The 26,243-nt window shown below is 70.7% G+C and carries 24 protein-coding genes; 20 read left to right on the forward strand and 4 right to left on the reverse strand.

Going from position 1 to position 26,243, the window contains the following annotated elements; translation table 11 throughout:
* Positions 1 to 212: 212 nt before the first annotated feature.
* The 9 genes from pyrR to E1218_RS13920 all read left to right on the forward strand — a co-directional run bounded on the left by pyrR (position 213) and on the right by E1218_RS13920 (position 10,889).
* Positions 213 to 809 (forward strand): bifunctional pyr operon transcriptional regulator/uracil phosphoribosyltransferase PyrR, encoded by a 597-nt coding sequence (pyrR, locus tag E1218_RS13880; protein ID WP_132320020.1) that lies wholly within the window; start codon positions 213 to 215, stop codon positions 807 to 809.
* Entirely contained in the window at positions 809 to 1,750 is a 942-nt protein-coding gene (locus E1218_RS13885; protein ID WP_202865992.1) for an aspartate carbamoyltransferase catalytic subunit, read from the forward strand. The genes pyrR and E1218_RS13885 overlap by 1 nt, the downstream gene beginning before the upstream one ends.
* Positions 1,747 to 3,039, forward strand: coding sequence for a dihydroorotase (locus E1218_RS13890; protein WP_132320024.1), 1,293 nt, complete (start codon positions 1,747 to 1,749; stop codon positions 3,037 to 3,039). The genes E1218_RS13885 and E1218_RS13890 overlap by 4 nt, the downstream gene beginning before the upstream one ends.
* Complete coding sequence (locus E1218_RS13895; RefSeq protein WP_132320026.1) at positions 3,036 to 3,530, forward strand: PH-like domain-containing protein; 495 nt, start codon at positions 3,036 to 3,038, stop codon at positions 3,528 to 3,530. The genes E1218_RS13890 and E1218_RS13895 overlap by 4 nt, the downstream gene beginning before the upstream one ends.
* Positions 3,527 to 4,648, forward strand: a complete 1,122-nt coding sequence (gene carA, locus E1218_RS13900) for a glutamine-hydrolyzing carbamoyl-phosphate synthase small subunit (protein ID WP_132320028.1) — start codon at positions 3,527 to 3,529, stop codon at positions 4,646 to 4,648. Before E1218_RS13895 ends, carA begins: the two co-directional genes overlap by 4 nt.
* Positions 4,648 to 7,953, forward strand: a complete 3,306-nt coding sequence (carB, locus tag E1218_RS13905) for a carbamoyl-phosphate synthase large subunit (protein WP_132320030.1) — start codon at positions 4,648 to 4,650, stop codon at positions 7,951 to 7,953. Before carA ends, carB begins: the two co-directional genes overlap by 1 nt.
* Complete coding sequence (locus E1218_RS13910; RefSeq protein ID WP_132320032.1) at positions 7,946 to 8,983, forward strand: quinone-dependent dihydroorotate dehydrogenase; 1,038 nt, start codon at positions 7,946 to 7,948, stop codon at positions 8,981 to 8,983. The genes carB and E1218_RS13910 overlap by 8 nt, the downstream gene beginning before the upstream one ends.
* Entirely contained in the window at positions 8,980 to 9,816 is an 837-nt protein-coding gene (pyrF, locus tag E1218_RS13915) for an orotidine-5'-phosphate decarboxylase (RefSeq protein ID WP_132320034.1), read from the forward strand. The genes E1218_RS13910 and pyrF overlap by 4 nt, the downstream gene beginning before the upstream one ends.
* A 113-nt stretch (positions 9,817 to 9,929) precedes the next feature.
* Positions 9,930 to 10,889, forward strand: a complete 960-nt coding sequence (locus E1218_RS13920; protein WP_132320036.1) for a DUF4037 domain-containing protein — start codon at positions 9,930 to 9,932, stop codon at positions 10,887 to 10,889.
* Here E1218_RS13920 and E1218_RS37755 read toward each other — a convergent pair.
* Complete coding sequence (locus E1218_RS37755) at positions 10,886 to 11,740, reverse strand: LysR family transcriptional regulator (protein ID WP_132320038.1); 855 nt, start codon at positions 11,738 to 11,740, stop codon at positions 10,886 to 10,888. The genes E1218_RS13920 and E1218_RS37755 overlap by 4 nt on opposite strands.
* Before the next feature lie 68 nt (positions 11,741 to 11,808).
* On the opposite strand from E1218_RS37755, the gene E1218_RS13930 reads away from it, so the two are divergent.
* From E1218_RS13930 to E1218_RS13970, 9 genes are all read left to right on the forward strand, one after another.
* Entirely contained in the window at positions 11,809 to 12,732 is a 924-nt protein-coding gene (locus E1218_RS13930; protein ID WP_202865994.1) for an EamA family transporter, read from the forward strand.
* 118 nt (positions 12,733 to 12,850) lie between these two features.
* On the forward strand, positions 12,851 to 13,225 hold the full coding sequence (locus E1218_RS13935; protein ID WP_233712211.1) for a hypothetical protein: 375 nt from the start codon (positions 12,851 to 12,853) through the stop codon (positions 13,223 to 13,225).
* Between the two features lie 149 nt (positions 13,226 to 13,374).
* Positions 13,375 to 13,689 (forward strand): integration host factor, actinobacterial type, encoded by a 315-nt coding sequence (gene mihF / locus E1218_RS13940; RefSeq protein WP_132320042.1) that lies wholly within the window; start codon positions 13,375 to 13,377, stop codon positions 13,687 to 13,689.
* 83 nt (positions 13,690 to 13,772) lie between these two features.
* A complete protein-coding gene (gene gmk / locus E1218_RS13945; protein WP_132320066.1) occupies positions 13,773 to 14,384 on the forward strand; it encodes a guanylate kinase in 612 nt (203 codons plus the stop codon).
* A 2-nt stretch (positions 14,385 to 14,386) separates the two neighbouring features.
* Positions 14,387 to 14,689 carry a DNA-directed RNA polymerase subunit omega gene (gene rpoZ, locus E1218_RS13950; RefSeq protein WP_132320044.1) on the forward strand — a complete coding sequence of 101 codons (303 nt, stop codon included), beginning with the start codon at positions 14,387 to 14,389 and terminating at the stop codon, positions 14,687 to 14,689.
* Positions 14,690 to 14,726: 37 nt separating this feature from the next.
* The gene (gene coaBC, locus E1218_RS13955; protein WP_132320046.1) at positions 14,727 to 15,977 is read left to right on the forward strand and encodes a bifunctional phosphopantothenoylcysteine decarboxylase/phosphopantothenate--cysteine ligase CoaBC; all 1,251 of its coding nucleotides are present in this window, start codon (positions 14,727 to 14,729) and stop codon (positions 15,975 to 15,977) included.
* Between the two features lie 173 nt (positions 15,978 to 16,150).
* Complete coding sequence (locus E1218_RS13960; protein WP_132320048.1) at positions 16,151 to 17,266, forward strand: winged helix DNA-binding domain-containing protein; 1,116 nt, start codon at positions 16,151 to 16,153, stop codon at positions 17,264 to 17,266.
* Between the two features lie 182 nt (positions 17,267 to 17,448).
* Positions 17,449 to 18,642, forward strand: a complete 1,194-nt coding sequence (gene metK, locus E1218_RS13965; protein ID WP_132320050.1) for a methionine adenosyltransferase — start codon at positions 17,449 to 17,451, stop codon at positions 18,640 to 18,642.
* 95 nt (positions 18,643 to 18,737) lie between these two features.
* The gene (locus E1218_RS13970) at positions 18,738 to 20,762 is read left to right on the forward strand and encodes a primosomal protein N' (RefSeq protein ID WP_132320052.1); all 2,025 of its coding nucleotides are present in this window, start codon (positions 18,738 to 18,740) and stop codon (positions 20,760 to 20,762) included.
* A 17-nt stretch (positions 20,763 to 20,779) separates the two neighbouring features.
* Here E1218_RS13970 and E1218_RS13975 read toward each other — a convergent pair whose 3' ends face one another.
* On the reverse strand, positions 20,780 to 21,769 hold the full coding sequence (locus E1218_RS13975) for an ArsR/SmtB family transcription factor (RefSeq protein ID WP_132320054.1): 990 nt from the start codon (positions 21,767 to 21,769) through the stop codon (positions 20,780 to 20,782).
* A gap of 72 nt (positions 21,770 to 21,841) precedes the next feature.
* On the opposite strand from E1218_RS13975, the gene E1218_RS13980 reads away from it, so the two are divergent.
* Both E1218_RS13980 and E1218_RS13985 read left to right on the forward strand, forming a co-directional pair.
* Positions 21,842 to 23,056: an MDR family MFS transporter gene (locus tag E1218_RS13980; protein WP_132320056.1), complete on the forward strand. Its 1,215-nt coding sequence runs from the start codon at positions 21,842 to 21,844 to the stop codon at positions 23,054 to 23,056.
* A 23-nt stretch (positions 23,057 to 23,079) separates the two neighbouring features.
* Positions 23,080 to 23,700, forward strand: coding sequence for an HAD family hydrolase (locus tag E1218_RS13985; RefSeq protein ID WP_132320058.1), 621 nt, complete (start codon positions 23,080 to 23,082; stop codon positions 23,698 to 23,700).
* Here E1218_RS13985 and E1218_RS13990 read toward each other — a convergent pair.
* Positions 23,693 to 24,835: a hypothetical protein gene (locus E1218_RS13990; RefSeq protein ID WP_233712212.1), complete on the reverse strand. Its 1,143-nt coding sequence runs from the start codon at positions 24,833 to 24,835 to the stop codon at positions 23,693 to 23,695. The genes E1218_RS13985 and E1218_RS13990 overlap by 8 nt on opposite strands.
* Before the next feature lie 5 nt (positions 24,836 to 24,840).
* A complete protein-coding gene (locus E1218_RS13995; RefSeq protein WP_132320060.1) occupies positions 24,841 to 26,151 on the reverse strand; it encodes a C39 family peptidase in 1,311 nt (436 codons plus the stop codon).
* Positions 26,152 to 26,243: the final 92 nt, after the last annotated feature.

Genomic DNA, 26,243 nt, shown 5'->3' on the forward strand with positions numbered 1-26,243 from the left:
CTTCCCTCCGACTAGTTTCGTCTTGTCCGGCCCGCCGGAACGGGTCGGTCGGCCAAACTGAATTACCAAGACCCCCCTCGGTTACACAGAGTAACAATATTCCGGGTGCGAGGCCAGCGTCAAGACGGCGTGTCACTTCCGATACCATGTCAAGCGGTCCGAACGTCCTTTAAAGACCCGTCCAGAGAGGCGGGAAAGGAGGAACGGTAGCGATGAATCCTGCCCAGAGTGCTGATCAGACTGCCGCGCCCAAGCGCGGGACCCGCACTGTGCTGGACGCTTCCGACATTTCCCGGGCACTGACCCGGATCGCGCACGAGATCCTCGAGCGCAACCGCGGGGCCGACCCCGTCGTCCTGCTCGGCATCCCCACCCGCGGCGTCGGCCTGGCCGCCCGGATCGCGGCCCGGATCGCGGCCGTCGAGGGGCAGAGCGTGCCGACAGGGTCACTCGATGTGACGATGTACCGCGACGACATCGGTCTCAAACCACCCCGCGGCCTCGAGCACACCGACATCCCGGCCGGGGGGATCGACGGCAAGGTCGTCGTCCTGGTCGACGACGTGCTGTTCTCCGGCCGCACCATCCGGGCCGCGCTGGACGCGATCGGCGACATCGGCCGGCCGCGGGCGGTCCAGCTGGCCGTCCTGGTCGACCGCGGCCACCGCGAGCTGCCGATCCGCGCCGACTATGTGGGCAAGAACCTGCCCACCTCGCTGGTCGAGCGCGTCACCGTCCACCTGACCGAGTACGACGGCGTCGACGCCGTGCTCATCGCCGACAAGACCACGACCGGGGTGAAGGCGTGATGAAACACCTGCTGAGCGCGGGCGACCTGTCCCGGGACGAGGCGAACCTGATCCTCGACACCGCCGAGGAGATGCGGTCGCTGGCCGACCGGCCGATCAAGAAGCTGCCGGCCCTGCGCGGCCGGACCGTGGTGAACCTGTTCTTCGAGGACTCCACCCGGACCCGGATCTCGTTCGAGGCGGCCGCCAAGAGGCTGTCCGCCGACGTGATCAACTTCTCCGCCAAGGGCTCGAGCGTGAGCAAGGGCGAGAGCCTGAAGGACACCGCGCTGACGCTGCAGGCGATGGGCGCCGACGGCGTGGTCTGCCGGCACGGCTCCTCCGGAGCTCCGCACCTGCTGGCCACCTCGGGCTGGATGACCGGCGCGGTGGTGAACGCCGGTGACGGCACCCACGAGCACCCGACCCAGGCACTGCTGGACGCGTTCACGATGCGCCGCCACCTCGGCTCGCTGGAGGGCCGCCGGGTCACCATCGTCGGCGACGTCCTGCACTCGCGGGTCGCCCGGTCGAACGTGCTGCTGCTGTCGACGCTGGGGGCCGAGGTGACCGTGGTCGCGCCGCCGACGCTGCTCCCGGTCGAGATGCGCAGCTGGCCGTGCGTCACGTCGTACGACCTGGACGCGGCGCTGCCGAAGAGCGACGCGGTGATGATGCTGCGGGTCCAGCGCGAGCGGATGAACGACGCCTACTTCCCGAGCGCCCGCGAGTACACCCGCCGCTACGGCCTCGACGTGCACCGGATGGCGCAGCTGCCGGACGAGGCGATCGTGCTGCACCCCGGCCCGATGAACCGCGGCATGGAGATCAGCGCCGAGGTCGCCGACTCCACCCGCTCGGTGATCGTCGAACAGGTCACCAACGGCGTGGCCATCCGGATGGCCGTCCTGTACCTGCTGCTGTCCGGCAGCAACGAATCGAACGAGGAGTCGAACGCGTGAACGCGTACCTGATCACCGGAGCGAGCATCACTGGCGGTGAGGTGGCGGATCTGCTGATCGACAACGGCGAGATCGTCGCCGTCGGAACCGGCCTGGACGTGCCAGACGGCGCGGAGACGATCGACGCGACCGGCCTGGTCGCGCTGCCGGGGCTGGTCGACCTGCACACGCACCTGCGCGAGCCGGGCCGCGAGGACGCCGAGACCGTGCTCACCGGCACCCGGGCCGCCGCACTCGGCGGGTTCACCGCGGTGTTCGCGATGGCCAACACCGACCCGGTCGCCGACACCGCCGGTGTCGTCGAGCAGGTCTGGCGCCTCGGCCGCGAGAGCGGGTACGCCGACGTCTACCCGATCGGCGCGGTCACGGTCGGCCGGAAGGGCACCCAGCTCGCCGAGCTCGGCGCGATGGCGGACTCGGCGGCCCGGGTCCGGGTGTTCTCCGACGACGGCGACTGTGTCTGGGACGCCGCGCTGATGCGCCGCGCCCTGGAGTACGTGAAGGCGTTCGACGGCACGATCGCCCAGCACGCGCAGGAGCCGCGGCTGACCCAGGGCGCGCAGATGAACGAGGGCGCGCTGTCCGGCGTCCTCGGCCTGACCGGCTGGCCGAGCGTCGCCGAGGAGGCGATCATCGCCCGCGACATCCTGCTGAACGCGCACGTCGGCTCGAAGCTGCACGTCTGCCACCTGTCGACGAAGGGCTCGGTGGAGATCGTCCGCGCGGCGAAGAAGCGCGGGTACGAGGTGACCGCCGAGGTGACGCCGCACCACCTCCTGCTGACCGAGGACCTGGCCGCGTCCTACAACCCGGTGTTCAAGGTGAACCCGCCGCTGCGCACCAAGGAGGACGTCGAGGCGGTCCGCGAGGGACTGGCCGACGGCACGATCGACATCGTCGCCACCGACCACGCGCCGCACCCGGTCGAGGACAAGGACTGCGAGTGGAGCGCGGCCGCGTTCGGCATGACCGGCCTGGAAACGGCGGTGAGCGTGGTCCAGCACGCGATGATCGACACCAAGCTGATGACGTGGGCGGACGTGGCCGATCGGATGAGCTACCGGCCGGCAGTCATCGGCCAGGCCGGCGACCACGGACGCCCGCTCGAGGCGGGTGCGCCGGCGAACGTCGTCCTGGTCGACCCGGCGGCCGAGCGGACCGTCGTCCCGGCGGAGTCGGCATCGCTGTCACGGAACACGCCGTTCGGCGGGATGACGCTGCCGGGCAAGGTGGTCGCGACGTTCCTGCGCGGTACGCCGACCGTCCTGGACGGAGCGCTGTCGCGGTGAAGGCTTTTCTGGGCGTCGCCGGCACGCTGCTGGTGATCGCGGTCGGCTACTACGCCATGTACCGGGGCTGGCGGAACCGGCAGTCCCGGCAGGCCGGCCTGGCGCCGCTTCCGCTGGTGCCCGCGGCGGACAAGAGCAGAGGCGTGGAGGGCGTGTACGTCGCCACCACGTCGGCCGGCGACTGGATGGACCGGATCGCCGTGCACGAACTGGGCGTCCGCAGTACCGCGGACCTGGCCGTCAGCGAGGCCGGCCTGATCTTCCACCGGCAGGGCGCGGCGGATGTCTTCATCCCCGCGGACCAGGTGACCGGCGTCCGGACCGACCGCGGCATCGCCGGCAAGGTGACCGCGGAGAGGTCCGGGCTGGTGGTGGTCACCTGGAACCACGACGGCCGTGCGCTCGACACCGGGTTCCGCCCGCGCCGCAAGGCCGACACCGCCCCCTTGACCGAATCCATCTCGACCCTGATCGGAGCCGAGGAGAAATGAGCCAGCCTGCACTGCTGGTCCTGGAGGACGGCCGGAGCTTCTCCGGTACGTCGTACGGGGCGACCGGCGAGACGTTCGGCGAGGCGGTGTTCACCACCGGGATGACCGGCTACCAGGAGACGCTGACCGACCCGTCGTACCACCGGCAGATCGTCACCCAGACCGCGCCGCACATCGGCAACACCGGGATCAACGACGAGGACGACGAGTCGCAGAAGATCTGGGTCGCCGGGTACGTCGTCCGCGACCCTGCCCGGGTGCCGTCGAACTGGCGGGCCACCCGCTCTCTCGACGACCAACTGCGGGCCCAGGGGATCGTCGGGATCTCGGGTATCGACACCCGGGCGCTGACCCGGCACCTGCGGGAGCGCGGCGCGATGCGGGCCGGCATCTCGACCGAGGTCCTCGACCCGGACGCCCTGCTGGACAAGGTCCTGCAGCAGCCGCCGATGGTCGGCGCGGACCTCGCGTCCGAGGTGACCACCTTCGAGCCGTACGTCGTTCCGGCCGAGGGGGAGAAGCGGTTCACCGTGGTCGCGCTCGACCTCGGGATCAAGTCGATGACGCCGAAGCGGATGGCGGAGCGCGGCATCGAGGTGCACGTGATGCCGGCCACCGCGTCGCTGGACGAGGTGCTCGCGGTGAACCCGGACGGCATCTTCATGAGCAACGGCCCGGGCGACCCGGAGACCACCGAGCACCCGACCACCCTGCTCAAGCAGCTGCTGGAGCAGAACAAGCCGTACTTCGGCATCTGCTTCGGCAACCAGGTGTTCGGCCGGGCTCTCGGACTCGGCACCTTCAAACTCAAGTACGGGCACCGCGGCATCAACCAGCCGGTGCTCGACCGGGCCACCGGCAAGGTCGAGATCACCGCGCAGAACCACGGGTTCGCGGTGGACGCGCCGATCGAGGAGACCGTCGAGACGCCGTACGGCGCGGCCGAGGTCAGCCATGTCTCGCTCAACGACAACGTGGTCGAGGGGCTGCGCCTGACCGGGAAGGACGGCAGGGTGCTCGCCTTCTCGGTCCAGTACCACCCCGAGGCGGCGGCCGGTCCGCACGACTCGGCGTACCTGTTCGACCGGTTCGTCGAACTGATGGAGGGGCGGGCCTGATGCCACGTCGTACAGACATCGAGTCGGTCCTGGTGATCGGCTCCGGCCCGATCGTGATCGGTCAGGCCTGTGAGTTCGACTACTCCGGCACCCAGGCGTGCCGGGTGCTCAAGGAGGAGGGCTTCCGGGTCGTCCTGGTGAACTCCAACCCGGCCACGATCATGACGGACCCGGAGTTCGCCGACGCCACCTACGTCGAACCGATCACCCCGGAGTACGTCGAGAAGGTGATCGAGAAGGAGCGCCCGAACGCGCTGCTGGCCACCCTCGGCGGCCAGACCGCGCTGAACGCGGCGATCGCGCTGCACGACAACGGCGTGCTGGACAAGTACGGCGTCGAGCTGATCGGCGCGTCCGTCGACGCGATCCAGCGCGGCGAGAACCGGGAGTCGTTCAAGCAGATCGTCGAGAAGCTCGGCGCCGAGGTGGCCCGTTCGCGGATCTGCCACACGATCGACGACGTCCTCGGCGCGGCCGCCGACCTCGGTTACCCGCTGGTGGTGCGGCCGTCGTTCACCATGGGCGGCGTCGGCTCCGGGATGGCCTACGACGAAACCGACCTGCGCCGGATCGCCGGTGCCGGCCTGGTCGCGAGCCCGACCACCGAGGTGCTGATCGAGGAGTCGATCCTCGGCTGGAAGGAGTACGAGCTGGAGGTGATGCGCGACAAGGCCGACAACGTCGTCATCATCTGCTCGATCGAGAACGTCGACCCGATGGGCGTGCACACCGGGGACTCGGTCACGGTCGCCCCGGCGATGACGCTGACCGACCGCGAGTACCAGGTGATGCGGGACCTGGCGATCGGCATCATCCGCGAGGTCGGCGTCGACACCGGCGGCTGCAACATCCAGTTCGCGGTCAACCCGGCCGACGGCCGGCTGATCGTGATCGAGATGAACCCGCGGGTGTCGCGGTCGTCCGCACTGGCGTCGAAGGCCACCGGGTTCCCGATCGCCAAGATCGCCGCCAAGGTCGCGATCGGCTACACGCTCGACGAGATCCCGAACGACATCACCAAGCAGACCCCGGCCAGCTTCGAGCCGACGCTGGACTACGTGGTGGTGAAGGTGCCACGGTTCGCGTTCGAGAAGTTCCCGGCCGCGGACGCCACCTTGACCACGCACATGAAGAGCGTCGGCGAGGCGATGGCGATCGGCCGGAACTACACCGAGGCCCTGCAGAAGGCGCTGCGGTCGCTGGAGAAGCCGGAGGCCCGGTTCTCCTGGGCCGGGCAGCCGGCCACCGAGCTGGAGCCGTTGCTCCAGGCGATCGGGACGCCGCACGACGGCCGGTTGCGGACCATCATGGACGCGATCCGGGCGGGGGCGACGCCGGAGCAGATCTTCGCGGCCACGAAGATCGACCCGTGGTTCGTGGACCAGCTGTACCTGATCCACGAGACCGCGCTCCAGGTCGCGGCCGCGCCCCGGCTGACGCCCGAGGTGATCAGGCTCGCCAAGCGGCACGGGTTCTCCGACCTGCAGCTGGCCGAGATCCGCGGGCTGGCCGAGGACGTCGTCCGCGGGGTCCGGCAGGCGCTCGGGATCCGGCCGGTCTACAAGACGGTCGACACCTGTGCGGCCGAGTTCGCGGCCGAGACGCCGTACCACTACTCGTCGTACGACGAGGAGACCGAGGTCGCACCGCGCACCGAGCCCGCCGTGCTGATCCTCGGGTCGGGCCCGAACCGGATCGGCCAGGGGATCGAGTTCGACTACTCCTGCGTGCACGCGTCGATGGCGCTGCGCGAGGCGGGCTACTGCACGATCATGGTGAACTGCAACCCGGAGACGGTCTCGACCGACTACGACACCTCCGACCGGCTGTACTTCGAGCCGCTCACCTGCGAGGACGTCCTCGAGATCGTCTACGCCGAGCTGCAGGCCGGCCCGGTCGCCGGGGTGATCGTGCAGCTCGGCGGTCAGACGCCGCTCGGACTGGCACAGCGGCTGGCGGACGCCGGCGTACCGATCGTCGGCACGTCGCCCGAGGCGATCCACCTGGCCGAGGAACGGGGTGCGTTCGGCAAGGTGCTCGCGGACGCGGCGCTGCCGGCCCCGAAACACGGGACCGCGCTGTCGGCCGGCGAGGCGCACGGGGTGGCCGAGGAGATCGGATTCCCGGTGCTGGTGCGGCCCTCGTACGTGCTCGGTGGCCGCGGGATGGAGATCGTCTACAGCTCGGCCGAGCTGACCGCGGCGCTGGACCGGCTGAGCGGCGGGTTCGGGTCGTGGGAGCACCCGGTGCTGATCGACCGGTTCCTGGACGACGCGGTCGAGATCGACGTGGACGGGCTGTTCGACGGCGAGGAACTGTTCCTCGGCGGCGTGATGGAGCACATCGAGGAAGCCGGCGTGCACTCCGGTGACTCGTCCTGCGCGCTGCCGCCGATCACGCTCGGCAACGCGGACATCGAGAAGATCCGGCAGTCGACCGAGGCGATCGCCCGCGGCGTCGGCGTCCGCGGCCTGCTGAACGTGCAGTACGCGCTCGCCGGTGACGTGCTCTACGTGCTGGAGGCGAACCCGCGGGCCTCCCGGACGGTGCCGTTCGTGTCGAAGGCGACCGCGACCCCGCTGGCGAAGGCGGCGGCCCGGGTGATGCTCGGGTCCTCGATCGCCGGGCTGCGTGCCGAGGGCATGCTGCCGGCCGAGGGCGACGGCGGCACGCTGCCGACCTCGACGCCGATCGCGGTCAAGGAGGCCGTGATGCCGTTCAACCGGTTCCGGACCGTCGACGGCCGGTCGGTGGACACCGTGCTCGGCCCGGAGATGCGCTCGACCGGTGAGGTGATGGGCATCGACGACACCTTCGGGACGGCGTTCGCGAAGTCGCAGGCCGGGGCGTCCCAGCCGCTGCCGGGTTCGGGCAAGGTGTTCGTCTCGGTCGCGAACCGGGACAAGCGGCACATGATCTTCCCGGTGAAGCGGCTGGCCGACCTGGGCTTTCAGATCTACGCGACCGAAGGGACCGCGGACGTCCTGCGCCGCAACGGGGTCGAGGCGGTCACGGTGCGCAAGAGCAGCCAGGGACCTGGCCCGAACGGCGAGCCGACGATCGTCCAGATGGTCCAGGACGGGGAGCTCCAGCTGATCGTCAACACCCCGATCGGCATCACCCAGGGCGGTTCGCCGCGCCTGGACGGGTACGAGATCCGCAGTGCCGCGGTCGCCCGCAACATCCCGTGCATCACCACGGTGCAGGGGCTGGCGGCCGCGGTCCAGGGAATCGAGGCCCAGCGGGCGGGGGACATCGGCGTCCGGTCGCTGCAGGACTGGGTGTCGAGGATCCGCGGTGTATAGGAAGGTCGTCCGGCCGGTCCTGTACCGGCTGGGCCGCGGAGACGCGGAGGTCGCGCACGAGCAGACGCTCGCCGGCCTCCGGCTCCTCGGCCGCGTCCCCGGCACGCAGCGTGCCGGGGCCCGCCTGTCCGGCGCGGCCGCCGCGTCACCCCGCACGGTCTTCGGTGTCCGCTTCCCGTCACCCGTCGGACTCGCTGCCGGGATGGACAAGAACGGGGTCGCGCTGCGCGCCTGGCCGGCGCTGGGCTTCGGCTTCGTCGAAGTCGGCACCGTCACCGCACATCCGCAACCCGGCAACGAGAAGCCCAGGCTGTTCCGGCTGGTCGAGCACGAGGCCGTGATCAACCGGATGGGTTTCAACAACCTCGGCTCGGAGGCGCTGGCCGCGCGGCTGGCGGCGTACGGCGACCTCGGCTACCCGTTGGGCGTCTCGATCGGGAAGTCGAAGGTGACCCCGCTCGAGGACGCGGTCGAGGACTACGTCACCTCGCTGCGGAGGCTGTACCGGTACGGCGACTACTTCGCGGTCAACGTCTCGTCGCCGAACACGCCTGGACTGCGGTCGCTGCAGGACGCGGGTCATCTGCGTGAGCTGCTGACCGCCCTGCATACCGAGGCCGCTTCGATGAGCGTCGCCGGGCTGGCCGGGAAGCCGATCCTGGTCAAGATCGCGCCGGACCTGACCTCGTCGGCGATCGACGAGCTCCTGCAGGTCTGCACCGACGTCGGCGTCGCCGGGATCATCGCCACCAACACGACCGTCGGCCGTGCCGGGGTGGAGTCGCACCCGCTGGCCGGCGAGACCGGCGGGCTGTCCGGCCGGCCGCTGACCGAGACCGCGGCCAAGACGGTCGCCCACATCCACGCCGAGACCGGGGGAGCGCTGCCGATCATCGGCGTCGGCGGGATCCTCGAGCCGGCCGACGCCGCGCGGCTCCTCGACGCCGGCGCCGGCCTGGTCCAGGTCTACACCGGACTCATCTACCGCGGGCCCGGGCTGGTCCGCCGGATCAACAGGAGCTTGCCATGAGCAACGAACCCTTCGGCACCCGGCTCCGGGCCGCGATGGACACCCGCGGCCCGCTGTGCGTCGGCATCGATCCGCACGCCCACCTGCTGGACTCGTGGGGGCTGCCGGACACCGCCGACGGCCTGGCGTCCTTCACGTACGGCGTCGTGGACGCGCTCGCCGACCGGGTCGCGGTGTTCAAGCCGCAGTCGGCGTTCTTCGAGCGGTTCGGGTCGGCCGGGATCGCGGTTCTCGAGCAGGCGACCACCCGGCTGCGGGACGCGGGCGCGCTGGTGATCATCGATGCCAAGCGTGGTGACATCGGGTCCACGATGGCCGGCTACGCATCGGCGTACCTCGCGGAGAAGGGGCCGCTGGCGTGTGACGCGCTGACGGTGAGCCCGTACCTCGGGTTCGGCTCGCTGCAACCGGCGATCGACGAGGCGCGGGTGGCGGGTGCCGGGCTGTTCGTGCTGGCGCTGACGTCGAATCCGGAGGGACCGCAGTTCCAGTCGGCCCGGACCGTCGCGGGTCCGACGGTCGCCGGCGCCGTACTGGATGGTCTGCGGGCGTTGAACGCGGACGCCGAGGACCTCGGGTCGTTCGGTGCGGTGGTCGGCGCGACCATCTCGTCCACGGACGAGGACCTGGACATCCGTGGGCCGTTGCTCGCGCCCGGGCTCGGCGCCCAGGGCGGCACGGCCGAGGGGCTGGCCGAAGTCTTCGGCCCGGCGGTGCGCAACGTCGTCCCGTCGAGCTCACGGGAGATCCTCGGCGCCGGACCGTCGGCCGCCGCACTGCAGGACGCCGCCGCCCGAGCCAACGACGCCTTCCGAACCGTCCTGGGATACTGACGAACCGCACCGGATTCGGAGAGAATATGCATCAACACATGGCGCGATGAATTTCGCGCCATGTGTGTTGTTTCGATTGAATTCCCGGGTCCGGGCGTGCGATCTTCGTCGGCATGTACTCTCCTGGGCTGGAACTGTGCCGGCGGTTCTACCGGGAGGTGGTGGCGCCCGGGTTGACGGTGCCGCACAGTGCCGCGTTGATCGGTCGCGGCTCGGAGGTGCTCGGGTTCGACGACGAGATGTCCACCGACCACAACTGCGAAGCGCGGGCCGTGGTGTTCGTGGCGGACGAGCACACCGGGCTGCGGCCGGAGGTCCCGGAACGGTTCATGGGGCGTCCCACACTGGTCGAGGTGCATACCGTCAGCGCGTACTTCGAGAAGCAGCTCGGCTGGGATCCCGGCGACGAACCGACCGTCCGGGACTGGCTCACCTTTCCGGAGCAGGGTCTGCGGATGCTGACCGCGGGTGCGGTCTTCCACGACGACCTCGGGCTGCAGGCGGTGCGCGACCGCCTCGCCTACTACCCGGACGACGTCTGGCGCTACTTGCAGATCTCGGCGTGGTGGCGGGTGCACCCGGAGATGAACCTCGCCGGTCGCGCCGGCTTCGTGGGCGACGAGCTCGGGTCGGCGCTGATCGGGTCGCAACTGGTGCACAATCTGATGCGGCTGTGCTTCCTGATGGAGCGGCAGTACGCGCCGTACTCGAAGTGGTTCGGGACGGCGTTCTCGCAACTGTCGTGCGCGGGGGAGTTGACCCCGCTGTTCTCGAAGGTCCTGCACACCGACTCGTGGCAGGACCGCGAGGAAGCGTTGATGGCGGCGTACACGGGGGTCGCGGAGCTGCACAACCGGTTGGCGATCACCGAGCCGGTGACGATCGGCGTCGAGCGGATGTGCGACCGGCCGTTCAAGGTGGTCTGGGGAGACTTCCCGGGAGCGCTGCTGGCCGCCATCAGGGACCCGGAGGTCCGGCGGATCGCCGAGCGCTGGCCGGTCGGCACGATCGACGAGATCCGGAACGTGCTCTGGGCGGCGCGTGATCGCCGCCAACTGCTGACGCTGCTCTAGTGTCGTGAGTACAGCTTGGTCAGCAGGGTGACGGCTGCTTCGGTGGCGGGGTGCGGGTCTCGGCGGTGCCAGATGAGGTGGACGTCGACCGGCGGCGCATCGCGGACCGGGCGGTAGACGACGCCGTCCCGGCGGTACTGCGTGACCGTCGCGTGCGGGGTCAGTCCGACGCATCGTCCGCCGGCGATCGCCGCCAGCCAGTCGTCGACGTCGTGCGTGTACTCGAGTCGGGGGCGTGCGTCCTCCGGCCAGAGGTCGGCGGTGGTGCTGCCGGTCCGGCGGTCGATCGCGAGGGTGCGGTCCTTCAACTGGTCCAGCGTGAGTGTGCGCTTCTTCGCGAGGGGGTCGTCGGCGGCGAGGGCGCAGTACCTGCGTTCGCTTGCGACGGTCGCGTGTGCGAACCGGCGATCGACCTGCGTGCGCACGATCGCGAGATCGCACAGGCCCTCAGCCAGTCCACCGGTGGCCGTGTTGGTGCGCACGAACTGCAGTTCCACGTCCGGGTGCTCCGTGGCCCACCGTCGCTGGAACTCGGCCGTGTGCCGCCCCATCGCCGACCACGCGTGGCCCACGCGCAGCCGGGTGTGCCCGGTCGTTGCCTCGCGCACCAGTTCGTCCACCTCGGCCAGCACCTGCCGGGCCCGCGCGAGCACCTGCACGCCCGCACTGGTCGGCGCGACCGACCGGCTGGTCCGGTGCAGCAGCCGAACCCCCAGCACGCGCTCCAGACCCATCACGTTCCGCGACACCGCCGCCTGCGACACTCCCAGCTCGATCGCAGCGTCCGTGAACGTCCCGGTCTCGGCCACCTCCACCAGACACCGCAGCTGCCGCAACTCCACCTGATCCATAACCACAGCGTATAGATCCGGCGATGGATGCATTTTGCGCAGGCGCCGCCCGGCCGCACGCTCGATGCATGACCGCCACCCCGCCTGTCACCAACCCCCCGGGCCCGGCCGCGCCGGCTTCCACCGCCCCGCGCGCACCGGAGGCGCGGACGGGGCGGGTCGTTGCGGTGTTGATGATGGTGGGAAGCGGGCTGTCCACCCAGGTGGGGGCTTCGGTCGGGGCGCTCGCGTTTCCCGTGGTGGGCCCGGTGGGCGTGGTGGCTGTCCGGCAGTGGGTGGCCGGGGTGGTGCTCGTTGCGGTCGGACGTCCGCGATTCCGGGCTCTGACGGGCAAGCAGTGGCGGCTGGTGCTGGGGCTGGCGGCGGTGTTCGCGGTGATGAATTTGTCGCTGTACACGTCGATCGACCGCGTGGGACTCGGCTTGGCGGTGACGCTGGAGTTCCTCGGGCCGCTGGCGGTGGCGCTGCTGGGTTCGCGGCGGTTGATCGACCTGGTGTGTGCTCTGGCCGTAGCGCCCGCGGTGGTGCTGCTCACGCGACCGCAGGCGACGACCGACTACCTGGGGATCGGACTCGGCCTCGTGGCCGCTCTCTGCTGGGCGTCGTACATCCTGCTCAACCGGCGCATCGGGCGGGAACTCCCCGGCGTGCAGGGCGTGGGCGCCGCGGCGGCGGTGTCCGGGCTGGCTTACGTTCCGATCGGCCTGATCGTGCTCTGGCACCACCCGCCGACACCCGCGACCCTCGGATACGCCGTCGCCGCCGGGGTGCTGTCGTCCGCCGTACCTTTCCTGGTCGATCTGCTCAGCCTGCGCCGGGTCCCCGCGCAGTTCTTCGGCGTCTTCATGAGCGTCAACCCCGTCCTCGCCGCCCTGGTCGGCCTCCTCGTCCTCGACCAGCGCCTGGCCCCACTCGACTGGCTCGCCATCACCGCAATCGTCACCGCCAACGCCGTGGCGATCGCCCAACCCCGGCCGCCGGTGGCGGTCTGACGGCTGGGAGCGATCGCGGGGGTGACGGGAAAGCATCGGTTTCGGATGGTTTGGTCACCAGCGGTAGCGTCGCGGGTGACACCCCGAGGACGACCTCCGACTCCCGAGGATGAGAGCTTTGAAGCGCACACTCGCCGTCGCCGCGACGCTGATCGCCGGCACCGCCGCCCTGACCGCCTGCACCGAGGAGCAGGCGTACTGCGTCGACCTCGCCGGGTACGCCGCCAACTCGGTCAACGTGGACCCGCAGAACCCGGCCGACTACACCAAGATCCTCGAGGACGCGAAGAAGCTGCAGGGCTCCGCGCCGGCCGAGGTGAAGGACGACTGGGGCGTCGTGGTCACGTTCGCCGAGAAGGCGAAGGCGGCGGGCACGGACCGTGTCGAGCTGGCTCGGCTGAGCAAGGAGACCGGCGGCGTGATGTCGGCGTACAAGACCATCACCACGCACGCGAAGGACGCCTGCAAGGTCGACGTCCCGCAGCTGAGCTGACCTGCCTGCCGCCGCCGGGCAGGGAGTCGAACGTTCGATTCGGCGCTCCGCCCGGACCGGTCGCCGATCCGTCCCGGCTCCTGCGCCGTGACCTGCCCGAACCCGTGTTAGGTTCCCTTGCGAAGCCACACAACGGGACAGGTGAAACGGTGCCACTTCCTTCTTTGACCCCGGAGCAGCGAGCGGCGGCTCTGGACAAGGCCGCGGCGGCGCGGCGTGAACGAGCCGAGATCAAGAACCGGATCCGGCATTCGGGAGCGTCTCCGACGGAGGTGCTCCACGAAGGGCAGACCAACGACGTGATCGGCAAGATGCGGGTCAGTGCGCTGCTGCAGTGCATCCCGGGCGTCGGCAAGGTCCGGGCCCAGCAGATCATGGAACGCGCGGGGATCTCGGAGACGCGGCGGGTGCGCGGCCTCGGCTCGAACCAGATCGCCGCCCTCGAGCGCGAATTCGCCGAGTGAGCCAAACCGGAATCCTGGCCGGCTCGTTGGACACTGGTGTGAACACGACGGTGAACGTGACCCCGCACAGGACGGACGAGACGATGGCTCCGCGGCAGGACCCGCCACGCACCGCCGGGGGCGGGAGCGCCCGGCTGACCGTGCTGGCCGGGCCGACCGCGGTCGGCAAGGGCACCGTGGCGGCGGACATCCGGGAGCGGTTCCCGGACATCTGGATCTCGGTGTCGGCGACCACCCGCAAGCCCCGGCCGGGCGAGGTGCACGGGGTGCACTACCTGTTCGTGTCGGACGAGGAGTTCGACCGGATGATCGCCGCCGGTGAGCTGCTGGAGTGGGCCGTCGTCCACAAGGCGGCCCGGTACGGTACGCCGAAGCAGCCGGTGCTGGACAAGCTGGCCGACGGACGGCCGGCCCTGCTGGAGATCGACCTGCAGGGCGCCCGCCAGGTCCGCGAGACGATGCCGGAGGCGCAGTTCGTCTTCCTGGCCCCGCCGAGCTGGGACGAACTGGTCCGCCGGCTGCTCTTCCGCGGCACCGAGACGCCGGAGGAGCGGGAACGCCGGCTGGAGACCGCCACGGTCGAACTGGCGGCCGAGAAGGAGTTCGACGTGACGATCGTGAACGCCTCGGTTCGGGAGGCTGCCGATCAGTTGGTAAAGTTGATCCGATCACCCTCCATCCCTGGAAAGAGCTGAACTTGTCTGGCAACCAGCCCGTCGCCATCGGCATCACCTCCCCGCCGATCGACGACCTGCTCACCCACACCGACTCCAAGTACAAGCTGGTGCTGTACTCGGCCAAACGGGCGCGGCAGATCAACGCCTACTACTCGCAGCTCGGCGAAGGTCTGCTCGAATACGTCGGTCCGCTGGTCGAGACCCACGTCCAGGAGAAGCCGCTGTCGATCGCGATGCGCGAGATCAACGAGGGCGTGCTGACCTGCACCGACATCGACCCCGAGGCCGAGGCGGAAGCCGCCGCCGCGGAGAAGTCCGCGTAACTGCGCTCGCGATGACGTCCGGGAACGGGGTCCGCTGATGGCCGCAACCGGTGACCGGTCCCGTCCGAACGTCGTGCTCGGCGTCGGCGGCGGGATCGCGGCGTACAAGGTCTGTGACCTGCTCCGGCGGCTGACCGAGTCCGGGCACAGCGTGCGGGTGGTGCCGACCGCGGCCGCGCTGGAGTTCGTCGGCGCGGCCACCTGGGCGGCGCTGTCCGGCCAGCCGGTGACGGCGGACCCGTTCGACGACGTGCAGGAGGTCCCGCACGTCCGGATCGGCAAGGCCGCCGACCTCGTGGTCGTTGCCCCGGCCACGGCCAACCTGATCGCGAAGGCCGCGCACGGCCTGGCCGACGACCTGCTGACCAACACCTTGCTGACGGCTCGCTGCCCGATCCTGTTCGCGGCCGCGATGCACACCGAGATGTGGGAGCACCCGGCCACCCAGGCCAACGTCGCCACCCTCCGGTCGCGCGGCATCACCGTGCTCGACCCCGCCGTCGGCCGGCTGACCGGTGCGGACACGGGGCGTGGCCGGCTGCCGGAGCCGTCGGAGATCTTCGCGATCAGCCAGTTGATGCTCGCCGACGAGGCGGCCCGCGCCGCCGGGCAGGCGGTCGCCGACCTGACCGGCAAGCAGGTCCTGATCAGTGCCGGCGGCACCCGCGAGCACCTCGACCCGGTCCGTTACCTGGGCAACTCCTCGTCCGGCAAGCAGGGTTACGCGCTCGCCCGGATCGCCGCCGCCCGCGGCGCGAAGGTCACCCTGGTCGCGGCCAACTCCGAGCTGCCCGACCCGGCCGGCGTCCAGGTCGTCCCGGTGACCAGCACCAGGGATCTGTACGACGAGATCACCGGCCGCGCGGGGGACGCGGACGCGATCGTGATGGCGGCCGCTCCGGCGGACTTCCGGCCGGCCGACGTCGCCGAGCACAAGATCAAGAAGACCGCCGACGGCGCAGTCCCGGCGGTCAACCTGGTGCAGAACCCGGACATCCTGCAGACGATCTCCCACGACCGGGCGCGGGCCGGGCAGGTGATCGTCGGATTCGCGGCCGAGACCGGCGACGCGGAGCACGACGTGCTCGACCTCGGCCAGGCCAAGCTGGAACGCAAGGGCTGCGACCTGCTGGTGGTGAACGACGTGTCCGGCGGCAAGGTGTTCGGCAGCGACACCAACGAGGCGGTCATCCTCGACCGCGCAGGCAACGCCCTGCCCGTCCCGTCCGGCTCCAAGGACGCCTTGGCGGGCGTGATCTGGAACCTGGTCGCCACCCACTGGAACTGAGCCGTGGCAGTCACGGTCGAGGTGGCCACCGAGGCTCACGCGCCCGCCGTTCCCAGGTCGGCCGGGTTCGTGCCGGCTGGCCGCCGGACGAGCCGGAAGGCGGTTTGCGGCACCTCCTCCGGCTGAAGGTAAGAGGACCGATCCTGTCCGCTTCTGGCACTAGCGTCGGAGTCATGGTGATCTCATGGCGGTCCGTGGTCGCACGGCGGATGCGGCGGCACCACCTCGCGGGGAACCCGGCCGCCTCCGCGGCGGGCGCCGTACGGGCTATGTGTGGTGCGCATGCGCAGGTGCTGTCGGCGGGGGAGGTGTCGGTCGCGCTCCGGCTCGATGGTGCGACCAGACAGACGGTTCCGCAGGACGGCGGCCTGGTGAAGACCTTCGGGCCGCGCGGAACCGTCCACCTGCTGCCGCTCGACGACCTGCCGCTGTGGACGGGCGCGCTGTCGGCGTTGCCGGGTGGTACGGCGGTGCCGGAGTACATGCGGTTGACACCCGAGCAGCGGACCGAGGTGATCGCCGCGATCGGTGACGCAGTGGCGGACGACGACCTCACCGTCGACGAGCTCACGGCCGAAGTCGTCCGCCGTACCGGGTCCTGGGCCGGCGACCTCGTCATGCCGGCGTTCCAGACCTACTGGCCGCGCTGGCGCCAGCTGATCCCGGACGCGGCCAACGCCGGAGTCCTCTGCTACGGCCCGAGCCGTGGTCGCGTGACCACGTACTCGAACCCGCACCGCCTCAAGGCGTTCGAGCCGATGCCCGGCGACCGGGCGTTCACCGAGCTCCTGCACCGTTACTTGTACTCCTACGGACCCGCGACCCCTCAGCAGTTCGCCCGGTGGCTGAGCACGAGCCCCGCCTTCGTCAAGCCGTACTTCGCCGACCTGCCGCAGGCCGAGCTCGCCGGTCAACCCGTCTGGCACGCGCCCGGCGACGGCGAGTTCCCGGACGAGCCGGTGCGCGGTGTCCGGCTGCTGCCGTACTTCGACGCGTACGGCGTCGGCAGCTTCCCGCGCGAGCTGCTGTTCCGGGGCAAGGCGTTCACCCGGGCGCTCGCCCGCGGCCAGGCCGGCAACTACCCGCTCCTGCTGGTCGACGGGGTCGTCGCCGGAGTCTGGCACCACAAGACGTCCGGCCGGAAGCTGCACGTGACGGTCGAGGCACTCACCTCGCTCAGCCGCGCCCGGCTCCGCCTGCTGGACGCCGAGGTGGACCGGCTGGCTGCGATCCTTGGCTGCACACCGTCGCTCACCGTGGGCGACGTGACGGTCGGCCCGCACGCCTGAATTCCGTCCTGTCGTCCGACATGTGATCGCACGTCTCGGATAATGGACAAATTCGGAGCGTCACCGGGACGCGGGCGGAAACTGCTGGCATACTTCCCAGATGCATCGCCAACCGCCGGTGCATGGGGGGATCGCGCGGCCGTAGCACGTCGCGCGGCACAAGAGGAATCCGAGGGAGAACTGTGGCGAGGCGCCTTTTCACGTCCGAGTCGGTGACCGAAGGTCACCCGGACAAGATCGCTGACCAGATCAGCGACTCCATCCTCGACGCGTTGCTGGCCGAGGACCCGAAGAGCCGGGTGGCGGTCGAGACCCTGGTCACCACGGGTCTGGTCGTCGTCGCGGGCGAGGTGACCACGACGGCGTACGTCGACATCCCGGGGATCGTGCGGTCGCGCATCCTCGAGATCGGCTACGACTCGTCGCTGAAGGGGTTCGACGGCGCGTCCTGCGGGGTCACGGTGGCCATCGGCAGTCAGTCGCCGGACATCGCGCAGGGGGTCGACACCGCGTATGAGACGCGCTCGGACGCGTCGAAGGACGTCCTGGACCTGCAGGGGGCGGGCGACCAGGGACTGATGTTCGGCTACGCGACCAACGAGACGCCCGAGCTGATGCCGCTGCCGATCACGATCGCGCACCGGCTGTCGGAGCGGCTGTCCGAGGTCCGCAAGAACGGCACGCTGGCGTACCTGCGGCCCGACGGCAAGACCCAGGTCACCATCGAGTACGACGGTGACAGGGCGGTCCGGGTGGACACCGTGGTGGTGTCCAGCCAGCACGCGGCCGACATCAACCTGGAGTCGATGCTGTCGCCGGACATCAAGAAGCACGTGGTCGACCCGGTGCTCGAGCAGTTCGACATCGACTCGGCCGACTACAAGCTGCTGGTGAACCCGACCGGCCGGTTCGAGGTCGGCGGCCCGATGGGCGACGCCGGGCTGACCGGGCGGAAGATCATCATCGACACCTACGGCGGGATGGCGCGGCACGGCGGTGGCGCATTCTCCGGCAAGGACCCGTCCAAGGTGGACCGGTCGGCGGCGTACGCGATGCGCTGGGTGGCGAAGAACATCGTTGCCGCCGGGCTCGCGGACCGGGTCGAGTGCCAAATCGCGTACGCGATCGGCAAGGCCGCGCCGGTCGGCTTCTACGTGGACACGTTCGGGACCGAGAAGGTGCCGGTGGACAAGATCAGCGACGCGGTCCGCGAGGTCTTCGACCTGCGGCCGGCCGCGATCATCCGGGACCTCGAGCTGCTCCGGCCGATCTACGCCCAGACCGCGCGGAACGGGCACTTCGGCCGCACCGGTGAGGACTTCACCTGGGAACGCACCGACCGGGTCGAGGAGCTCAAGGCCGCGATCAACAAGTAGGTCTTGCGACGCGATCGGCCCGGCTGTGGTGGGTTGTCCACAGCCGGGCCGACGTGTTCGCACGGACTGTCGCCGTGGCGGACTAGAGTTTCCCGGTGACATCGAACGGGGACTCGCCGGAGCAGCTGACGCTGCTGCGCGACACCGTTCGCAGGTCCCGGACGAAGGCGCCGGCCGGGATCACCTCCTCGTTGCCGGTGGCCCGGATCGCGGTCGACGTCTCGCTGCCGCACCTGGACCGGCCGTTCGACTACCTGGTCCCCGACGACCTGGCCGAGGCGGCGCAGCCCGGGGCGCGGGTCAAGGTCCGGTTCGCCGGCAAGGACCTCGACGGGTTCGTGCTGGAGCGGCTGGAGTCGTCCGACCACGACGGCAAGCTGACCCGGATCCGCAAGGTCGTGTCGCCCGAGCGGGTGCTGACGCCGGAGATCGCCGATCTCTGCCGCGCCGTCGCCGACCGGTACGCCGGAGTGTTCGCCGACGTCACCCGCCTCGCGGTGCCGCCACGGCACGCGAAGGTCGAGGGCGAGCCGCTCCGCTGCGACCAGCCGGCGCCTCCTCCGCTGTCCACCTCCCGCTCCGAGTGGTCGTCGTACCCGCCGGGCTTTCTCGACGCGGTGGCGCGGTCGGAGGCGCCGCGTGCGATCTGGACGGCCGTGCCGGGGGCCGATTGGGCGCTTGGGTTCGCGCAGGCGGCCGCGGTGTGCGCGGCGTCGGGGCGTGGGGCGCTGCTGCTGGCTCCGGATGCTCGGGATCTCGAGCGGTTGGCGGCGGCGTGTACGACGGTGCTCGGGGCGACCGGGTTCGTGACGCTGTCGGCGGATCTCGGCCCGACGGCCCGCTACCGCGCGTTCCTGGCCGCGTTGCGCGGGGGCGCGCGAGTGGTGATCGGGACGCGCGCGGCCGCGTTCGCGCCGGTGGCGAACCTCGGGCTGGTCGCGCTGTGGGACGACGGCGACGACTCGTACGCCGAGCCGCGCGCGCCGTACCCGCATGCCCGGGAGGCCCTGCTGTTGCGGGCCTTCCGGCAGCAATGTGCCGCGCTGCTCGGTGGCTTCGCCCGTACGGCGGAGGCGGCGGCGCTGCTGGAGTCCGGGTTCGCGCACGAGTTGATCGCGGACCGGACGGTGATCCGGGCAGTCGCCCCGGCGGTCCACATCGCGGGGGAGTCGGACACGGATCTCGCCCGTGATCCGGCCGCCCGGGCCGCGCGGTTGCCGCACCGGGCCTTCGAGATCGCCCGTGAGGGGCTGCGGTCCGGGCCCGTGCTGGTGCAGGTGCCGCGGGCCGGGTACCTGCCGAGCCTGGTGTGCCAGACGTGCCGAACGCCGTCCCGGTGTTCGGCGTGCGGTGGCACCCTCCGCCGGACCGGTGGAGCCGGGCCGGCGAGTTGCAGCGTGTGCGGTCGCCCGGCGACGGACCACCGCTGCCCCGAGTGCGGTGACACCCGGATGCGCGCCGCCGTCGTCGGCGCCCGCCGTACGGCGGAGGAGTTGGGTCGCGCGTTCCCCGGCGTGGTCGTGCGTACGTCGGGCGGCGACAACGTGCTCGACGTCGTACCGGACTCGCCGGCCCTGATCGTGAGCACACCGGGAGCCGAGCCGGTGGCCGAGGGCGGTTACAGCGCGGCGCTCTTGCTCGACACGTGGCTGATGCTGGCCCGGCCGGACCTGCGCGCGCCGGAGGAGGCCGTTCGCCGGTGGTTCAACGCCGCTGCGCTCGTCCGGCGAACCGGGACGGTGATTCTCGTCGGCGAGCCGTCCGCGTTGCCGTTGCAGGCGGTCGTCCGCTGGAGTCCGGAAGGCTTCGCGGCGCGCGAGGTCGAGGAGCGGCGGGCAGCCCGGCTGGCGCCGGCGGCCAGGCTGGCCGAGCTCACCGGGCCCGCCGACGCGGTCGCCGACCTGATCGCCCGGCTCCGGCAGTTGCTGTCGGCAACCGCCGGGCTGGAGGTGCTGGGGCCGGTCGACGTCGACGAGGAGACGGTGCGCGCGGTCGTGCGGACGCCGCGCGCGGCCGGCTCGGCACTGGCGCGCACGTTGAAGGAAGCGCAGTCAGCTCGGAGCACCAAGAAGAGCCCCGGCTTGGTCCGCGTCCAGGTGGACCCGCCGAGCTTCGGGTAGCGGCGGTGTCCTGGTGCTCAGGCGGTCGAGGCCAGCGGGGTGGCGGCGGCGAGGAGTTGGCTGCCGAGCGACGTGCGGTAGTAGAGCACGGCCCGCCCGTCGCGGCGTGAATCCACCATCCCGGCGTTCCGCAGGATGCCGAGGTGGACGCTCAGCGTCGGCGCCGACACCCCGAGCTGGTGGGCCAGGTGAGTCGTCGACATCGGCAGGTCCAGATGGCTCACGATCGCCGCGCGCGTGCGCCCGACCAGGTCCGCGAGCGGGGACTCCGCCGTGTCCTGGCGGTCCTCCCACAGGCGCCCGAGCCCGCGCGGCGGGTAGGTGATCGTCGGAACGTGCGGCGCCGCCGTCACCGCGAGCCCGGCCGGCCAGGTGAACACGCACGGCACGAGCAGCAGGCCCTGCCCGGCCATCGGCTCGCCGTCGCAGACGAACGGCCGGTCGATCTCGATCCGGGTGCCGCTGAATCGCACCGACGGATGCAGGTTGCGGAACAGCCGCTCGATCCCGCCACTGGCCAGCTCGTCCAGCCGGAACGCGAGGTCATCCTGCAACAGCGAGCGCATCCGCCGCCAGTCCGGCTCGATCGCGCGCCGCCAGTAGCTGTCCAGCGACGAGGTGATCAGGTCGAGTGCCTTGTCCGGGTGCGCGATCAGGTCCGGCAGGAGCGGGTTCGGGGTGTCGTGGTGCAGCTTGCCGATCTCCTCGGCCACGAGGTGGTGCGGCGTGGCGGCGATCGCGGCCAGGCCGGAATCCAGGCTGGTCGACCGCCGCGGCGGCGCCGGTGTGATGAAGTCCGGGATGTAGCCGACCGGCGGGACGAGGGCCCTGAGCAACGTCAGGTCCGGGCCGTCGATGATCGGCCGGACCTTCTGCAGCCACGGCCCGTGCACGCTGCGCGCGGTGTCGTTGCTCAGCGCCCGCACGCTGGTGACCGCCTCCCACACCGGCGACAGCGCGAACCTGATCCGGCCCACGTCCCCCGCGTTCAACCTGATCGTGATCACGGCGTCATCCTAGCCGATTAGTCCTGTGCCTAATGTTCGACAGCGTCACGCCCACCCGGGAGAGTTGTCGGCATGAGTACTGTCGCCGCGGTCGAGACGCCCGCTCCGGCCCTGCCACGAGCTTTCTGGGCGCTCTGGGTGTGCCAGCTAGTCAACCGGCTCGGCAGTTTCGTCCAGCCGTTCCTCGTTCTCTACCTCACCCAGGACAGGCACCTCTCCGCCGGGACGGCGGGGGCCGTGGCGGCCGCCGTCGGTGCCGGCTCGGTCGCGTCGCAGCTCGCCGGCGGCTGGCTCGCGGACCGGGTGGGCCGCCGGGTGACGATGCTGACCTGCTTCTTCGGCACGGCGGCCGCGTTGATCATGCTCGGCTCGGCCCGGTCGATGCTGACGATCTGGGCGGCGGCATTCGTCGTCGGCCTGCTCGGAGACCTGTTCCGGCCGGCCGTGCAGGCGACCGTGGCCGACCTGCTGCAGCCGGGTGAGCGGGTCCGTGCGTACGGGCTGCTGTTCTGGGCGATCAACCTCGGCTTCTCCGTCTCCACCGTGAGCGCCGGAGTGCTCGCCTCGATCGGCTACGGACTGCTCTTCTGGATCAACGCCGCGACGTCGGTGGTCGCCGGCCTGGTGATCTGGGCGATGGTCCCGGAGACCCGGCCGGCCCTGGACGAGGGCTCCTCGCGCCGGCCGCTGTTGCCGGTCGCCCTCCGGGACACCGTGTTCCTGCTGATGATCCTGCTCCAGATCGGTTACGCGACCATCTACTTCCAGGGGTACTCGACCCTGCCGCTGGCGATGGCGGGCGACGGGTTGCCGTCGTCGACGTACGGGCTGGTGATCGCGCTGAACGGCGTGGTGATCGTGCTGGTCCAGCCGTTCCTCGGCAGGCGGCTGGCGCGGTTCGACCGGCCGAAGCTGCTGGCCGTGTCGATGCTGGTCGTCGGGCTCGGGTTCGGAATCGGCGCGGTCGTGCACGAGTGGTGGGGGTACGGGCTGTCGGTCGTGGTCTGGACGATCGGCGAGATCGGCTTCGCGGCGGTGATCGGCGCCGTGTTCGCGGACCTCGCGCCGGTCGACCTGCGCGGCGGCTACATGGGCATGTCCGGGATGGCCTTCGGCATCGGCACGGTGGTCGGCCCGCTGGCCGGGACGAACTCGCTGGAGTACTTCGGCCCGACCACCACCTGGCTGGGTTGCGCGCTCCTGGGTGTGCTGATCTTCGTCGGCCAGTACGCGCTGGCACCCGCGCTGCACGCGCGAGCGGCGGCGAACGCCGCAACCGCCGCCTAGGCGGTTCGCATAGGGTTGCGGCCATGACGGAGCGGACGATCGACGCGGTGGTGTTCGACATCGGCGGGGTGCTGCTGGACTGGAGTCCGGATTACCTGTACGCCGACCTGATCCCGGACGAGCAGGAGCGGACCCGGTTCCTGACCGAGGTGACGACGTCGGCGTGGAACCAGCAGCAGGACGCCGGGCGGCCGTGGGCGGAGGCGGTCGCCGAGCTGACCGCGCTGCACCCCCAGCACGCGGCGTGGATCGAGGCGTACGACACCGGCTGGCTGAAGATGGTCAAGGGTGTCTTCGAGGGCACCGTCGAGCTCGTCGACGAACTGCGGGCGGCGGGCGTCCCGACGTACGCGCTGACCAACTTCTCGGCGGAGAAGTGGGAGATCGCGAAGGAGACGTTCCCGGTGCTGACCGGGTTCGACGGCGAGGTCGTCTCCGGGGTGGAGAAGACCGTGAAACCGGACGAGAAGATCTACCGGATCCTGCTCGAGCGGTTCGGCCTGGACGCCGCCCGGACGTTCTACACCGACGACGCGCAGCACAACGTCGACGGCGCCCGCGCGGTCGGCATCGACGCCGAGCTGTTCACCGTCGCCGAGACTTTGCGCAAGCACCTCCGCGACCGCGGCCTCCCGGTCAGGTAGCCGGCGCGGCGAAGGTTTCGGTGTACGCCGGGTTGGTTGCGAGCTGTGCGGCCTCGACGTACACCGTATCGTCCTGGCAGGTCAGCGGAGTCAGCACGGTGCCGGGCTTGCCGGTGTAGATGCGTTGTGGCTGCCGCAGCCCGGGATGCCAGCGGTTGATCTGGTAGGCCTCGTCGCCGTCGGCGACGGTGCGCGTCTCCCAGAGAATCCAGTTGCCGCAGGCAATTATCGTGTCGGTGGCGATCATGCCGAGCGGCCGGGTGGGGGAGTCGGCCGACTCCCGGACGTACGCCTTGCTCTGGTACTGGTCCGGATCGGCCGCACCGACCTCCGACCACACGGTCGCCCCACCCAGGGACGCTCCGCTCCACTGGATGCACCTGGTCGCCGCCGGCACGGGCCGGGGCAGGCCGCCGGACAGCGAGGCAGTCAGGACGCGCTTGCAGCGGCCGGCGGTCTCCGGGGCGGTGACCTCGCTGAAGGTGACCGTGTCCGCCGACACCACCGGATCGGCGACGTACCCGGGGGCGGCGACGCAGCTCACGGTCCGCGACTTCAGCGTGGCGAGCTCGGCGACGATCAGGCAGGACCGGTCGCGGGCGTCGGTCGAGCTGTAGGCGAACGTGCCGTCGAGCGCGCCGATCTCCGGCTCGGACACCGCGGGCAGCCGGCCGGCGAGGTCAGTCGCCCGGCCGGTGGTCAGGTCGTACCGGTACACCCGGATCTGAGGATCGGACCCCTCGGACCGGATGTCCTGGACCAGTGCCCAGCGGTCGTCGATGACCACCGGCGACTGCGCCACGAATCCGGCGGGCGGGACGTGCCGGACGACGACCTTCTTGCTCGACCGGTCCGTGATCGTCGTCGTCCCCGCCTCGTCGCTGGCGCGGGTGACGACGTACTTGCGCTGCTGGGTGACCAGATGCAGCCCGTCCACCGGCTGTCGCATCATCCGGGTCCACACCGGCAGCGCTGTCCCGGTGCCGGCGGGTGCCGACGGGGTCTCTGTCGGCGTACCCGGTTTGGTGCTGGTCGGTCCACTGGACGGGGCGCTCGTGCCGGCGTCCTGGGGGGCGGAGGAGCAGCCGGCGACGAGCAGCAGGACGGCAGCAACGGCCAGTGGTGCGCGACGCATGGGAGTCAGAGACCGATGTTCTTGAAGGAGTTGGCCAGGGTCGCGTTGAACAGCGCGGTCGCCGGGATGTTCTTCGGGCCGTTGGTCACGTTGCCGCGACTGTTGAACCGGCGCTCGTTGAACACCTCGTAGATCGCGATCGTGCCCTTCGCCCGGTCGTAGCCGCGGCCGACCTGGTAGTGGCCGCTGTGGTTGAACGCCAGGTACGGGAAGTAGCGCTTGAGCAGCTGGGTGTGCTCGATGATCGGCGCCGGCTTGCCGTCGCCGAGGTGGTTCTGGTGCACGGTGAAGAACTTCTGCGCGTTCCAGTGGCCGACGCTCTGGACGATGTAGGTTCCGGCCGCGAGGTCCCAGTCGGTCTTCAGGTTGGTCTGCTTGACCATCGCGGTGATCGCGGTGCCGGACGTCGTCGTCCCGAGGTCCTTGGCCCAGGACGCCTGGGTGTCGCGCTGGTTGTCGTCGGCCCAGTCGATCGACTGGAACGTCGCCGGGCCGCACCAGTACCCCTTCTCCTGCGAGGTCTGGAAACCCTTCATGATGTACGACGAATTCGGCGGCTTGACCGGGGCAACCGGAGCCGGCACCGGGGTCGGCGTCCCCTGCGACGGCGCACTGCGCGTCGGCATCGGCGTGGTCGTCGGAGCGGCCGTGGCGGTCGAAGGCGTTGTCTCCGGCGCCGCCGGGTCCGCGTCCAGCAGGCGCAGGGCGCGGGCCTTGTCACGGCCTTCCCAGGCGGCCTGCATCTCGTCCAGCTCGACGTTGACCCGTGCGCTCTTCGGCATCGAGGAACGATCGGCCACGAAGGCCCCGGGGGTGAGCGCTCCGGTCGGGATGTCCTGCTCGGCCCCGGTCTCACTGTCCGCGCGCACGCTCGGCGCGGCCATCAACTCCTGCAGTTGCGCCCCGTCCGGCACGCGGTCGACGAAGCCGAGGCCGAGGCAGTAGTTCTCCTCCTCGAGCTTGAAGCACCGCAGGACCGACGACGCCCGCGTCGTGGTGTCCGCCGATCGGAGTTGGAGGTCGTCCGGGGACGTCTCGGCGACCTGCTTCGCCAGCTCGCTCCAGCTGCGGGCGGCGGGCGGGCCCGAAGTTTCCCGGGCGGTCGGCTCGGTCGTCGGGGCGACAGTTGCCCGGCCGGCTGTCGGGTCCGCAGCCGGCGCGGTAGTGGGTGCGGTGGTCGGCGCGGTGGTCGGCGCGGTGGCCGGCGGGGCGGACGCCGTACGGTCGCGGGGTTCGTAGGCCGCGGCGGTGAGGGGTGCCTGTGCGAGCAGGGCACCCAGGAGGATCAGAGTTGCTCCCCGTGCTGCTGTGGGCATTGGGCCTCCCGTTGGCCGTGTGACAGCAGTGACTGTAGGTACGCCTGGGACCACAGTACGTGCTTGTGGCAACAATGGGGAGGCCCCCTCCC

This window comes from Kribbella turkmenica (genome assembly GCF_004348725.1).
GTDB lineage: Bacteria > Actinomycetota > Actinomycetes > Propionibacteriales > Kribbellaceae > Kribbella > Kribbella turkmenica.

Excerpts from the sequence above, each read along its gene's own strand:
- pyrR (WP_132320020.1), top strand. The coding sequence starts at position 213 with ATGAATCCTGCCCAGAGTGCTGATCAGACTGCCGCGCCCAAGCGCGGG.
- E1218_RS13885 (WP_202865992.1), top strand. The coding sequence starts at position 809 with ATGAAACACCTGCTGAGCGCGGGCGACCTGTCCCGGGACGAGGCGAAC.
- carA (WP_132320028.1), top strand. The coding sequence starts at position 3,527 with ATGAGCCAGCCTGCACTGCTGGTCCTGGAGGACGGCCGGAGCTTCTCC.
- carB (WP_132320030.1), top strand. The coding sequence starts at position 4,648 with ATGCCACGTCGTACAGACATCGAGTCGGTCCTGGTGATCGGCTCCGGC.
- pyrF (WP_132320034.1), top strand. The coding sequence starts at position 8,980 with ATGAGCAACGAACCCTTCGGCACCCGGCTCCGGGCCGCGATGGACACC.
- E1218_RS13920 (WP_132320036.1), top strand. The coding sequence starts at position 9,930 with ATGTACTCTCCTGGGCTGGAACTGTGCCGGCGGTTCTACCGGGAGGTG.
- E1218_RS37755 (WP_132320038.1), bottom strand. The coding sequence starts at position 11,740 with ATGGATCAGGTGGAGTTGCGGCAGCTGCGGTGTCTGGTGGAGGTGGCC.
- E1218_RS13930 (WP_202865994.1), top strand. The coding sequence starts at position 11,809 with ATGACCGCCACCCCGCCTGTCACCAACCCCCCGGGCCCGGCCGCGCCG.
- gmk (WP_132320066.1), top strand. The coding sequence starts at position 13,773 with ATGGCTCCGCGGCAGGACCCGCCACGCACCGCCGGGGGCGGGAGCGCC.
- coaBC (WP_132320046.1), top strand. The coding sequence starts at position 14,727 with ATGGCCGCAACCGGTGACCGGTCCCGTCCGAACGTCGTGCTCGGCGTC.
- E1218_RS13960 (WP_132320048.1), top strand. The coding sequence starts at position 16,151 with ATGGTGATCTCATGGCGGTCCGTGGTCGCACGGCGGATGCGGCGGCAC.
- E1218_RS13980 (WP_132320056.1), top strand. The coding sequence starts at position 21,842 with ATGAGTACTGTCGCCGCGGTCGAGACGCCCGCTCCGGCCCTGCCACGA.
- E1218_RS13985 (WP_132320058.1), top strand. The coding sequence starts at position 23,080 with ATGACGGAGCGGACGATCGACGCGGTGGTGTTCGACATCGGCGGGGTG.
- E1218_RS13990 (WP_233712212.1), bottom strand. The coding sequence starts at position 24,835 with ATGCGTCGCGCACCACTGGCCGTTGCTGCCGTCCTGCTGCTCGTCGCC.
- E1218_RS13995 (WP_132320060.1), bottom strand. The coding sequence starts at position 26,151 with ATGCCCACAGCAGCACGGGGAGCAACTCTGATCCTCCTGGGTGCCCTG.